Source organism: Caulobacter sp. Root1472 (assembly GCF_001426985.1).
In the GTDB taxonomy this organism is placed as follows: domain Bacteria; phylum Pseudomonadota; class Alphaproteobacteria; order Caulobacterales; family Caulobacteraceae; genus Caulobacter; species Caulobacter rhizosphaerae.
This window is the reverse complement of sequence record NZ_LMFX01000003.1, coordinates 1-12,700: the sequence shown is the minus strand read 5'-3', so window position 1 is coordinate 12,700 and position 12,700 is coordinate 1. Positions and strand designations below refer to the sequence as shown.

Here is a 12,700-nt window from a genome sequence, read left to right as displayed (position 1 = left end):
GATGCGCGCCCTGAGCGGCCTTTTCCTCGGCGTCGCCCTGGCGGCGCTGCCGCTCGCGGCGCTGGCCCAGACCCCTGCGCCAAATCAGACCGCCCCCGACCTGGCGCAAAAGGCCGATCCGTTCGTCGGCGTCGACGGCGGCGGGGTCGCCGGCGGCAACACCGTGCCCGGCGCGGGCGTGCCGTTCGGCTTCGTGTCGCTGAGCCCCGACACCACCAACGCCGACACCAATGGCTACGACTCCAAAAGCCCGATCATGGGCTTCAGCTACACCCACGTCAGCGGCACCGGCGGCTCGGGCAAGTACGGCAACTTCCGGGTCACGCCGGCGGTCGGCCCTCTGCGGGTCAACCACCTGCACTTCGGCAAGAGCGATGAACAGGCTTCGCCAGGCTATTACAGCGTCGGCCTGGGCAACAGCGACGCCGAGCGGATCAAGGTCGAGCTGACGGCCACGCGCCGCGTCGGCTTCCAGCGCCTGACCTATCCCGCCGTCGCCGAGAGCCAGCTGATCTTCGACGTCGGCTCGGTGGTGGCCATGCGCGGGCGCGGCCAGCGGGTGAGGCTGGCCAAGGTCGAGCTGGTCGACGATCACACCCTGACTGGCGAGGTCACGGTCGAGGGCGGCTGGAATCCCGCGCCCTACACGCTCTACTTCCACGCCGTCGTCGATCGGCCAGCCAAGGCCTTCGGGGCCTGGAAGGCGGGCCAGGGCTGGTTCGAGACCACGCCCGGCCCCGGCCGTACGGAAGGCGGCGCGCAGGTCAAGAGCCCGGCCAACCGCGAGGGCCTGATGATCGAGTATGACACCGAGCGCGAATTCTCCAACCGCCTGGGCGCCTACCTCACCTTCGACACCACCACCGACCGCCAGGTGCGAATGAAGCTGGCCGTGTCGTTCATCAGCGCCGACAAGGCCCGCGCCAACCTGGCCGAAGAGATGCCCGGCTGGGACTTCGACGGCTATCGCCAGGCCGCGCGGGCGCAATGGAACGGCGCCCTGGCCAAGATCCGGGTCGAGGGCGGCTCGGACGAGCAGCAGCGGATCTTCTATTCCGCCCTGTACCGCGCCCACACCATGCCGCACGACCTGTCCGGCGAGAACGTCTGGTGGAAATCGGACGAGCCTCACTACGAGGACTTCTACACCCTCTGGGACACGTTCCGGACGCTGCACCCGCTGCTGACCGTGATCCAGCCGCAGCGGCAGCGCGACATGCTCCGCTCGCTGGTCGACACCTACAAGCACACCGGCTGGATGCCGGATTCGCGCATCGCCGGCGCCAACGGCATGACCCAGGGCGGCTCCAACGGCGACATCCTGGTGGCCGACGCGGTGGTCAAGCGGCTGGGCGGCTTCGACCAGGCGCTGGCCTATGAGGCGATCCGCAAGAACGGCGAGGTCGACAGCGACCAGCCCTTCCTGCAGGGCCGCGTCCTGAAGGACTATCTGAAGCTGGGCTATGTACCGTTCACGGAGACCCGCTCGGCTTCACGTACGCTGGAATACGCCTATGACGACTATGCGATCGGCGTGGTGGCCAAGGCGTTGGGGAAATCCGACGACGCCAGGCGCTACCTGGCGCGATCGGCGAACTGGAAGCATCTCTGGGACGACGCGCTGGGCTGCATCCGCCCCCGCTACCCCAACGGCGAGTGGGTCGAGAACTACAGCTGCACCTACGAGTATCCCGACCGTTCGGGCCCGTGGTGGGACGCCCCGTTCTACGAGGGCAACTCGCTGCAGTACTCGACCTACGTGCCCCAGGATGTCGCCGGACTGATGGCCAAGACCGGCGGGCGCGGGGGCTTCGTGACCTGGCTGGACCGCTTGTTCGACGGCCACTACTCGCAGGGCAATGAGCCCGACATCCTGGCGCCGTACCTCTATATCCATGCCGGCCGCCCCGACCGGACGGCCGAGATCGCGCGCCAGCTGATGGCCAAGCACTATCGTCTCGCCCGTACCGGCCTGCCGGGCAACGACGACGCCGGCGCGATGTCCAGTTGGTACGTCTGGAACGCCATCGGCCTCTATCCCAACGCCGGCCAGCCCTACTATTACATCGCCTCGCCGGTGTTCACGCGCAGCACGCTGGCGCTAGAGGGCGGCAAGACCTTCACGATCCAGGCCTTGGCGGCCTCGGAGACCAACTGCTACGTCACGGCCGCCAAGCTGAACGGCAAGCCGCTGGACCGCGCCTGGATCACCCACGCCGAGCTGGCCCAGGGCGGCGTGCTGGACCTGACCATGGGCCCGGCGCCGGCGGGTTGGGCGACGACCTTCGTTTCGCCGCCTGACGGGCGGTAACGCTTTCGCTTCGAGGTTCGACCGGCCGCTGCGGTTTTGAACCGCCGTACGTCCTTCGAGGCTCGCCTGCGGCTCACACCTCAGGATGAGGACTGTGGGTCGCTTCTGAATTCCTCATCCTGAGGTGCCCGCGCAGCGGGCCTCGAAGGACGCACCGAGCCACTTAATGGTTCTCGTGCACCGCCACCTGCTCGGGTAGGACCAGCCTCACGCGGTCGAGGCCGACGCGGCCGGCGCCCGACGTCACCGTGATCTTATGGCGCCCCGGCGACAGCGACGGGCCGACCGTGATCTTCAGCAGGTTGTCCAGCACGCCCTCGGCCCAGGCCGGGGAGCCGACCTTGCGCGGCAGACGCACGTGCTCGACGGCGCCGCCGTCGATGCTGACATCGAGCTCGATGTCCTGGGCCTGGCCGTCGGGGAAGATCGGCAGCACGCCCAGTTGCGCGCGGCGACCGTCGGAACCGGCGACATCGACGGCCAGGGTCAGGGCGGCGCCCGGCTCGTCGGCCATCATCACGCCGCGACCACGACCGACGCCTTCGACCAGGCGCCAGCCGGTATTGGCGGCGAAAGCCTCGGCCTCGAACACCGGCGAGGCGGCGGGCGCGTTGCCGTCGACCACGGCCAGGAACCTTGCCGGATCAGCGGTGAGACCAGCCCCCGGCATCGGGATCGGACGGGCGCGATAGATCCGCCATTGGCTGTCGGCAGGCTCCTCCGGCATCAGCCACCGCCACTTGCCGCCGGCGACCTGGTTGTTGAAGCGATCGGTCAGGGCGGTGATCTCGGCTTGGGCCTCCACGGCCGCCCCGCCGGCCGAGCGCGCCATCGTCTGGTCGCTGTCGACCAGTTCGTTGTACCGCTCGGCCGCAAAGAACCGCATGTTGGCGGCGGCCGAGATGCGGATCGGGAACTCGACCAGCTCGAACCAGGCGTCGGCCTGTTCCGGCGGCACGGAGGCGGCGGTCGCCTTGGTTTCGGCCACCAGCTTGCGGAAGGCCCGAAGCCGGTCGTTGACCTCGTCGGGCGTATAGCTGGACAGGTGCCGGTTCTCGGCTTGGGGCTGCCACTCCAGGTGCTCGGGTCGCCGCTCGAAGTTGAGGCGATAATAGGCGTCCATCAGGTCGGCGGTCTTGCCGGCCAAGGCGGGTCCAAAGGCGCGCCCGCTCCAGTCCTCAAGGAACTGGTGCTGGGTCTTGCCGCGCCAGCGGTCGATGTCCCAGGCCATCTCCAGGAAGTGGCTGGCGCCGATCTCGGCCGGCTTGATGTCGCCGACATTGGCGATCCAGACATTGCGCGCGCCCTTGTCCCAGGCGTGGATCATCTCCTCCTGCACCAGGGCCGGCGGCGTCGTGCCGAGCCATAGGTAGGCCAGCGGATATCCAAGGTAGGACAGATGATAGTAGACCCCTGCCCCGCCCTTGCGCCCCGCCTCCTCGGCGCTGGGGAACTGGCGGATATAGCCGAAATTGTCGTCGGGCCAGACAATGGTGACGTCGTCCGGGACCTTCACTCCCGCCCGGTAGATCTCGAGCACTTCCTTGTAGGGCACGAAGATCTGCGGGACCTTGGTGACGTCCGGCGAGACGTTCCTGGCCAGGAGCTCGCGCTGGTCGGCGATGATCTTGTCGAGCAGGGCGACCTTGTCCTGAATCGTCTTGGGACCGACCATGCCGGTGTCGTGGATGCCCCGCATGCCGAGGGTCCACAGGCTCTCGTATTGCCCGTTCAGCTTGGCGCGCTCTTCCCAATAGGCCTTCACGCCTTCGGGATTGGTCGCGTAGTTGAACGTCTCGGGCGCAGCCTTCCACTCGCCGACATTGTTGCGCAGCATGGCTTCGGCGTGGGACGAGCCCATGACGATGCTGTATTCCTCGGCCAGTTTGGCGTTGGCCGGGTCGGAATTGAACGGCGCGGTCGTGTGGTGCATGGCCGGCCACAAGGTGTTGGCCTTCAGGCGCAGCAGCAGGGTGAAGATCCGGCGGTAGGTCTTGGGTCCGATGTCGCCTCGCTCGGGATCGAAGGTCTTGACCGCCCAGGGATAGAGACCCCAGTCCTCGTCATTGACGAAGACGCCGCGGTAGCGGACCGAGGGCGGACCGAAACGGTGGACGCCCGGGGCGACGAACAGCGTGTCTCGATGCTTGGGCGTCACGTCAGCCCACCAGGCCCAAGGCGACACCCCCATTCCCTGCGCCACCTCATAGACACCGAAGGCGGTTCCTCGCCGGTCGCTGCCGATCACCACCAGGGCCTTGTCGACGCCGGGCAGCGGTCGGTCGACCGAGGCGATGACGAAGCTCTCCCAGGCGCCGGACAGGCGGGAGACGTCGACCTTCCTCGTGGCGACGATCCGGTCGATCAGCTGGCTGTGACCCAGCGTGCCGACCAGGATCGCCGTCTTGCCGGCAGGCGCGGCCGCCACCGTCGCCTGTTGACCGGTGACGGTCTTGATGTCGTCCGCCAGGTCGTCAGCGGCGTGACGGACGACCGCGGCGTCGGCGGGATCGACAATGATGGTCGGCGCACGCCCCGCCTCGACCAGCACGAAGCCGCCCCGCGCCAGGCTGTCGGTGAAGAGGGCCCCGGTTTCGCGACGGCCCTGCGCCTGCACGGCCTGAGCGGCGGCGAGACAAAGAACCAGCGCCAGGGCGCCCCGCCAGATAGACGTCGATCTGTTCATTGGCCCGGGCCTCCCTACGCGTGACAATTCTTCTAGTTTGGACGAGGCGCGATCACGACGCCAAGGCTTGCGATACGACGGCCTCGAACCGGTCCAGCGGACAATCGAACGCCGGCGTGGCCGTGCTGCAGCCCGGGATGAACACAGGCGCCGACAGCGGCGGCGTCGCCTGGGTCAAGGGCGCCGCTTCGCGCAGTTGACGAAGGCTCTGGCCGGTGAAGCGGGCGCGGATCACGCGCACGCCGTCGGCCCGACGCCAGCGCTCGAACACCAGCGCGCCGCCGGGACCGATCTGGTTGGGCTGGTAGCCCGGCAAGGCCCATTCTAGGCGCAGCAGTCCGCCCAGCACCGCCAGGGTGCCGTCATGGCCGGCCACGAAGACGATCCGGGCGCCCGCCGGACCGATCATGCCATCGGAGCCCTCCGGCTCCAGCGTGGCCAGGATCCGTCGCGCCAGCGGACCGCCGAGGGTCTTGGCGACGTAGGGCGTGCGAAGCCGCAGGTCGAACTCCGCCTGGTGCAGGGCGAAAACACGGGTCAGGGCGTCCTCGTCAAAACCCCGCCAACCCTGTCCCGCAAAATCCTGACCGTCGGCCCACGCCATCAGCAGGCTCTCGGTGACGCCCGACGCGAAGGCCTCCGGCCCCGACAGCGACACAAGCTCCTCACCCTCGGCGAAGCCCGGCTTGGCGTCGAAGATCCGCCGTTTTCCAGGCGACGGCGGGCACGGACCGGCCGGGCACTGCATCAGGAGCGCGTCGAGCCGCTCGATCGCGTCACGATGGCTGGCGCTCCAGGCGGCAAGGTCGCCGCCGGCGCGGCCAGCGACGGCGGCCCGCGCCAGAGCCGGGTCGGCGACGACGACGCCGGCCTTCACCGGTTCGAACATCGGATCGACGCGGCCCTCGCCCACCGTGCCGACTGCGACGGCGCAGCCCGGGGACAGGGTTCGCCCAACCGCCTGGGCCGTGGCGATCGTCCTTTGGGTGACGTTGGCCCAGTAGGAGGCCGCGCCGCAGTCGCCCCGCCGTTCCAACAGACCTTCGGCGACATAATGGTCGTGGAAATAGCCGCCCATCAGCGACGCCAGGGCTTCGCCCCTGGCCGTCAGGTGGCCAGGCGGGACCGAGAACCGAGGCCACGGCCGAGCCGAGGCCTCCTCCAGCCGCTCGGGACTCGACATCGCCGCCCGCACCCCGTGCCGGCTGAGGATCACCACCTTCTCGAGCCGCTCGCCCGGCGCGGCGGCCCGGGCGGAGCCCGCCGACAGGAGAACGAAGGCGGCTAGGGCGGCTCGAAGCAACGGGGTCATCGCGCGGTTCCAGATCTCAGTGGCAGCCAGTTCCCGCGATCAGCTCGACCTCGGCGACCTGAACGTCCTTACCGGCGGTCAACGCCAGCCGATAGCGCGCAAAGGCCTTGGCCTTCAGGGCGAAGGTCCTGGTGGCGTGGCGATGATCGAAACGCTCACCGCGACGCTCGTCCAGCTTCACCCACCGCTTGCCGTCGAAGCCGCTGAACCGCCAGGCGGTCGGATCGACCTCATTCGGACCCACGCTGACCGTATAGGCCTTCAGGCAGCTTGCGGCCGGGCGGGTGAACACCGCCGCCTGGCCGGTCGAGGCGGTCCAGACCGTCGAGGTCTTGCCGTCGCTCAGGGCGGGAACATCGGTTGTCGTCGCCAGCACCGCGCCATCATAGGCCCATTGGCCAGGCTGACCGCTCATCGTGAAGCTGAGGACGCCGCCGGCCAGCAGTTGGGCCTGGGAGACGAAGGGGCCCGGCAGCGGCTTTCCGTTCAGGCGGGCGACGGCGATGTATGGACGGTCCGCGCCGGCGTTTTCGGCGACGATTTCAAGAGTCTTGCCGCCTTCCAGGTGGATCAGGCTGCGAGGGTGGCGCGGCCCGTGCAGATAGAACAGGTCGCTTCCCAGCTTTGGGAACAGGCCCAGGCGGTTGAACACGTAGTTGGAGCTCATCGCCCCGGCGTCCTCGTCGCCCGGATAGGCGGTGTCGGTGAAGTGCTTGAACACCTGCCCCGCCCAGTAGGACGACAGGTCGGCGCGACCCAGGTTATGGAACAACCAGGGCGTGGCGAACGAGGGCTCGTTGGTGATGTCGATCAGGCCGGCGTCCAGCGCGTAGTTGAGACGCTCGTTGAAGCGCACCCGCCCGCCCATCGCCTCGACCAGGCCGTCAAGATCGTGCAGCACGCCGTAGGAATAGATCCAGGCCGTGCCTTCGTAGTAGCCGACATTGTCGTGAACCTTGCCGTCCCAGCCGAGCTTCGGGTCGATGTCCTGGAACTTGCCGTCGGGATAGCGCGGCATCAGGAAGCCCCTGAAGCCGTCGCTCTCCGTCTCCGGATTCCAGATCTTGCGCCAATTCTGCGAGCGCTTGGTCAGCGCCCCAGCCTCGTCGGCATGGCCGGCCTTGGCCGCGACCTGGGCTGCGAAATAGTCGTTCAGCGCGAAACCCAGGGTCGACGAACCCGACTTGGCGCGCTGGTTGTTCGGTTCGGGGCTGAGATCCCCGACGCCGAAATAGCCGCTCTCCAGATAGCGCGGGCGACGACGCTCGAAGGCGTTGAAATGGGTCACGCGCCAGGCGTCGTTCCAGTTGACGCCCTGGGCGCCGCGCAGCGCCGCCTCGCCCAGCACGTTGTCGACCTCGTCCCCGCCCTGCCCGACATGGTAGTTCTGCCCCCCGATGATGGCGGTGTCGGCGGCGCCGAACTTGTCGAAGGTGTGGATCAGCGAATTGAGGTTCGCTGCATACTCGCTGGGCCGCAGCACCGACATCAGCGGGAACAGGGTCCGGTAGGTGTCCCACAGGGTGTAGTGATCGTCCCAATTCGGGCGGCTCAACTCCTTGGCGGGTTGGTCCAGTGACCGGTCCCGCGGGTGGGTCGAGGCGTGGTAGAACGCCGTGTAGAACCGCCGGGCCTGGGCCTCGGAAAGCCCCGAGACCTCGATCTCGCCCAGACGATCGTTCCACGCGGCCTGGGTCTCCTGGCGTAGGCGGTCGAAGTTCCAGTCCGGGATTTCGCGGTCCAGCAGGGCCTCGGCGGTCTCGGCGCTGGTGAACGACACCGCGACCTTGACCAGCAGCGGCTTGTCGGGAGCGGTCTTGAAGGTCTGCCAGGCCCCCAGGCGCTCGTCCGGGCCTGTCTTGCCTTCCGTGGCGCCGGCCTTGCGATCCTGCTTGTCGAACACCCCCCAGGCGGTGGGCTTCTGGTCGAACTTGGCGACGAACCAGATGTCGATCAGGGCCGGGTTCCAATAGCCCTTGGCCTTGACGTGGCCGACGATCTTCCCCTCGGCGGGAAACAGCTTCACGTCGGCCTGGTCCGAGGCGACCAGTCCGCCCACCTTGCGCGTCACGTCGAAGACCACCTGGGCCTGGTCCGTGCTCGGGTAGGTCAGGCGGTAGATCGCCGCATAGTGGGCCGGCGTGACCTCGACGCGGGTGTCGTAGCGCGAGAGGCGGACGGAATAGGCGTCGGCGGCCAGGACCTCGTCGGCCTTGGGCGACAGATGGGCGGCCTCGTCGAACTGGGCCGGCCCGACCTGAGGCGACAACAGGAACGTGCCATAGGTGGTGACGCCGCCCGACCCTTGCGAATGCAGCTGCGCGAAGCCGCTGATCGGTTCAGCCGCGTTGTAGCCGGCGTTGCTGGGGTTCGGGGTTTCGGGCGATGGATGGATGGAGCCGTTCGGTCGCGTCGGACCGGGGATGGTGTCGCCTTGGTTGTCGTTTCCGAGGCCGACAGTCAGCACGGGGAGCTTGTAGAGCGGCCGGTCGGCCTGCGCCCAGGCCGTCGAGGACGCTGTCAGGAGGGCAAGGACGAACAGGGGCGACAGGCTCGCGCGAAGTCCGGGCATCAGATCCTCCGGCTACGGAACGAAAGGCCGCCGAACACGTGTCCGGTCGGCGGCCTTCCTGAAATCGAAAATATAGCCGGTCCACGAATGGACCGGCTATCAAGTGCCTTCACACGGGGAGAGTGAAGATTAGAAGGTGGCTCGCGCCGTCAGGGTGTAGGTGCGGCCGTCATAGTCGACCCAGCGCGAGACCTTGGTGTCGTTCTCGTACTCGAACCGCTTGGAGTCGGTCAGGTTGTAGGCGTCCAGCGACAGCGTGAAGTTGTCGGTCACATTGTAGGAGGCCGACAGGTCCAGCTGGCCGCGCGCCCTCACCGAGCGGGCGGCGCCGGTATAGGTGCCGTTGGCGTTCAGCGGGTAGTCCGAGCGATAGTTGTAGACCACGCGCACGCCGTACTTCGGCGTCTCGTAATAGCCGATCATGTTGACGTTGTGCTTGGAGATGCCCGGGAACGGCGCGATCGCCGGGCTCTTGGAGGTGGTGTAGGCGTAGTTGAAGCTGCCGCCGAAGTTCGCCAGGAAGCCCGGCAGGAAGTCGAGGTTCTGCTGGATGTTGAACTCGACGCCCTCGACGGTGGTTGGCTTGTCGAGGTTGTAGGCGCCAGTGGCGTTGACGTGCACCTGCTTGTTGGCGCTGGAGAGGCTGGTGGCGTTGCAATAGGTGCCGTCCCACGACAGGGCGCCGAAGCCCCAGGTCGAGCCGTCCGCCGGACAGAGGATAGACGGGTCGGTGGTCGTGGCGATGCGGTTGGTGATGTTCTTGTGGAAATAGGCCAGCGAGATCAGGCCGTTGGGGCGGTTGTACCACTCCAGAGACAGGTCGAAGGACTCGGCCAGATAGGGCCGAAGCTTGTTGTTGCCGATCGCCACCGAGACGTCATAGACGTTGACCGACCCTGAGGTCAGGCTGCTGTTGAGGATCTGGGCCGGGCTGACCTTGGTCGACGGCGAGTACTGGCGCGGGTGCGGACGCACATAGGTCTTGTAATAGGCGCCGCGCAGGATCAGGTCGTCGGTGACGTCGGCCACGAAGATCGCCGACGGCAGGAAGTAGTGATACTTGTTCTTGTATTCGTCGGTCTTGAACGCCGTGGACGAGCCGATCGAGTCGGTCGGCGGAGTGACCCGGTCCAGCGTCGTGATGGTGTTGTCGGTGTCTTCATAACGGCCACCGAAGTTGCCGCGCACGCCGTGACCGAAGATCTCGGTGTCGTACTTGGCCTGGACGTAGAACTGATTGACGTCGTTCTCGTTGGTGAAGTTCTTGTCGTAATAGCTGCTGTCGGCGTACTGGATGTTGAAGCCCTGGCTCGACAGGCCGCCGCTCTGATAGGGCGTGACCGGACGGACGGCGTTCAGGAAGTCGTGGACGTTCAGGACTTGCCAGTTGCGATTGTAGTCGCCCGCCGAGCCGCCCATGAAGTCGTCGACGAACGGCGCCGTGACCATCATGCTGGACGTGATGTTCTGCGTCTGGGCGCCGTAGGCATAGACTCGGTAGCCGGTCGACACGAACTTTTCGCGCTCGAGACGCACGCCGGCCTGGAGGCTCTTGATCGGCCCGAACTTGACGAAGCGCTCAACGTCGAAGGCGGCCGTCTTCACGTCGCTTTTGGCGAAGCTCTCGGTGCCCTGGATCTGGAGCTGGTTGGTCGAGTTGGCCTTCGTGCCATTGTTGTAGAAGGCGGTCGGGTCGCTGGGTCCGCCCCAGGTCCAGGTCTGGCCGGTCGTGAGCGAGTTCTGCGGCGTCGGTGCGGTCGCGTACTTGAAGGCGCCGATGTCATCGAGGCCCGTGGTCAGCGAGCCCGTGATGCCGTTGCCGCCCGCGCGGGTGTAGTTGGCCACGTCGACCTCGGTCTCGACCGAGGCGTTGTAGCCGGACGACGCGGTCAGAACGCCGGCGAGGCGCCAGTCGTCGTTGCTCCAGTCGATATTGCCGATGAGGCCGTCCGACTTCTGGCGCTGTGAGTACAGGCGCGTCGACGACAGCGCGTTCATGTTGGCGAACGAGTAGCTCTCGTACAGATAGCGGCCGTCGTTGGTCTGGATCGGCGTGCCGGTCGGGGTGATCACGGTGCCCGCGCCAGCCGTGGAGGACGGCAGGACGGTGTTGATCAGGAAGTACTGGGTGGTGTCGGGCAGGTTGCGATCGGTCTTGAAACCGATCAGGCCGATCTTGGTGTTGTCGTTCGGCTTCCACTCGATGCCGCCCGAACCCGACCAGACCTTGCCGACGTTCATGCGGGTGTACTGACGGATCTGGCTGTTGGCCCAGACGCCGTTCGTGGCCTTGGAGCCGGTGTTGCTGGTGACGAAGGGCGTGGCCGCCGCTTGCGACAGACCCAGGGCCTGGCCCAGCGAGCGGCAGTACGAGGTCGCGCTGGTGGGGCAGGCGGTCGGGGAGAAGTACTGGCCATAGGTGGCGTTGAACTGGGTGGGCGAGAGGCCCGTCATCGCCGAGGTCAGATAGTCGTAGCTATTGAGACGAACCGTATCGCGGCGGAAGTTTTCCTTCTTGTAGGCGATCGTCCCGAACACCGCGAGGTCGTCCGTCAGGTGCTTGTTGTAGCCCAGGGTCGCGGCCGGGGCGTTCAGGTCGCCCAGGGTGTTGTGTTCGTAGGACAGCTTGGCGACGCCGCCGTCCTTGCGCGACAGGGCCGGCGCGATCTGCATGTCGACATTGCCCGAAAGGCCGCCGGACACCGTGTTGGCCATCGGCGACTTCTGAATCACGAAGGCCGAGAAGATGTCGGAGTTGAACGCGCCCAGCGGCGTGCCCTGGTTGTCGCGCAGCAGCGGCGGATAGGCGAACGACTGGCCGTTCAGCGTGGTGCGGGCGTATTCGCCCGGCATGCCGCGCAGGTTGATGGTGGCGTCGCGGCCCTCGGCCTCGCGGTTGATCTGGACGCCCGGGATGCGCTGCAGGGCTTCACCGACGTTCAGGTCCGGGAAGCGGCCCAGGCCATCCGACGAGATGCCGTCGGTGATTTCGATGGCGTTCTTCTTGGCGCGAACGGCGTTGGCGTAGCTCTGCTTGAAGCCGGTCACGACGACCGCGTCGAGCGTATCGCCTTGGGACGCAGCCTGGGGCGCGGCGGCTTCCTGCGCCGCGGCGATGGCGGGCAATCCGCCGATGATGGTGGCCGACAGGAGCGCGACCTTCAGGACGCGCCTCGGGCTGATTTTCACTTGCAACTCGTTTCCCTCCTCGTTGTGGCCATCGCCTTTGGCGGCTTATTGGCCCGACCTTTTCGCGACATCGATTGACACCGAAATTATTGACTGGTCAGGACAATATTTTCGGAACGCCCACCCCCGTGTCGCACCCTGCAGTCAGCTATAATGACGTTGATATCGCTTATCTATTTCATTTAGCTGATTTGGTTTATATATTATTTTTTGTTCGATATCTAGAATTTTTTTTTCATATCCCCACACTGGTCAGGCCAAAATGAAACGCTACAACCGATGGTGAAGAGCGCTTCAGCCAGGCGTTGAGCGCGCCGACGACGGGGTTCGAGAAGACCACTGGACCGAACCCCTGTCCCAGCGGCATATGCGCCCGCCCCTGCTGGCGCTGGCGTGAGAAAAACAGATCGAACCCAGCAACGTCGCGGGTCAGGGAGAGACTGGAATGAAGCGAAGCATGGTGCTGGCGAGCATGGCGGGGCTGGCGATCGGCTTCGCCGCCCGGGCGGAGGAAACGCCCCGCGTCCAGCCGGTGCAGGTGGATGCGTCGCGTCCGGACTGGGAGAACCCGGCGGTGTTCGCGCGGGGCAAGCTGGCGGCCAGCGCCACGCACTTTGCGTTCGAGAGCCG

General features: G+C 66.6%; 6 protein-coding genes and 1 pseudogene. 3 read left to right on the top strand and 4 right to left on the bottom strand.

Translation table 11 applies throughout. From position 1 onward, the window contains the following. The first annotated feature begins 1 nt into the window (after position 1). Together ASD47_RS03820 and ASD47_RS28085 are read left to right on the top strand one after the other, a co-directional pair. The gene (locus tag ASD47_RS03820; protein ID WP_056751919.1) at positions 2-2,311 is read left to right on the top strand and encodes a GH92 family glycosyl hydrolase; all 2,310 of its coding nucleotides are present in this window, start codon (positions 2-4) and stop codon (positions 2,309-2,311) included. 36 nt (positions 2,312-2,347) lie between these two features. Then, positions 2,348-2,510 (top strand): annotated as a pseudogene (locus ASD47_RS28085) (hypothetical protein). Here the strand turns inward: ASD47_RS28085 and ASD47_RS03815 are convergent. The 4 genes from ASD47_RS03815 to ASD47_RS03800 all read right to left on the bottom strand — a co-directional run bounded on the left by ASD47_RS03815 (position 2,475) and on the right by ASD47_RS03800 (position 12,076). Beyond that, positions 2,475-4,997, bottom strand: a complete 2,523-nt coding sequence (locus tag ASD47_RS03815; protein WP_082564445.1) for a glycosyl hydrolase 115 family protein — start codon at positions 4,995-4,997, stop codon at positions 2,475-2,477. The pseudogene ASD47_RS28085 and the gene ASD47_RS03815 sit on opposite strands and share 36 nt — an antisense overlap. A 52-nt stretch (positions 4,998-5,049) precedes the next feature. Next, complete coding sequence (locus ASD47_RS03810; RefSeq protein ID WP_056751917.1) at positions 5,050-6,309, bottom strand: histidine-type phosphatase; 1,260 nt, start codon at positions 6,307-6,309, stop codon at positions 5,050-5,052. A gap of 16 nt (positions 6,310-6,325) precedes the next feature. Then, positions 6,326-8,881: a GH92 family glycosyl hydrolase gene (locus ASD47_RS03805; protein WP_056751916.1), complete on the bottom strand. Its 2,556-nt coding sequence runs from the start codon at positions 8,879-8,881 to the stop codon at positions 6,326-6,328. A gap of 129 nt (positions 8,882-9,010) precedes the next feature. Further along, entirely contained in the window at positions 9,011-12,076 is a 3,066-nt protein-coding gene (locus ASD47_RS03800; RefSeq protein ID WP_056751913.1) for a TonB-dependent receptor, read from the bottom strand. Between the two features lie 439 nt (positions 12,077-12,515). Here ASD47_RS03800 and ASD47_RS03795 point away from each other — a divergent pair. Then, positions 12,516-12,700: hypothetical protein (locus tag ASD47_RS03795; protein ID WP_056751910.1), on the top strand; the 185-nt coding region annotated here is incomplete at its 3' end.

Coding starts and splice junctions, on each gene's coding strand:
- ASD47_RS03810 (WP_056751917.1), bottom strand. CDS start 6,309: ATGACCCCGTTGCTTCGAGCCGCCCTAGCCGCCTTCGTTCTCCTGTCG.
- ASD47_RS03820 (WP_056751919.1), top strand. CDS start 2: ATGCGCGCCCTGAGCGGCCTTTTCCTCGGCGTCGCCCTGGCGGCGCTG.
- ASD47_RS03805 (WP_056751916.1), bottom strand. CDS start 8,881: ATGCCCGGACTTCGCGCGAGCCTGTCGCCCCTGTTCGTCCTTGCCCTC.
- ASD47_RS03815 (WP_082564445.1), bottom strand. CDS start 4,997: ATGAACAGATCGACGTCTATCTGGCGGGGCGCCCTGGCGCTGGTTCTT.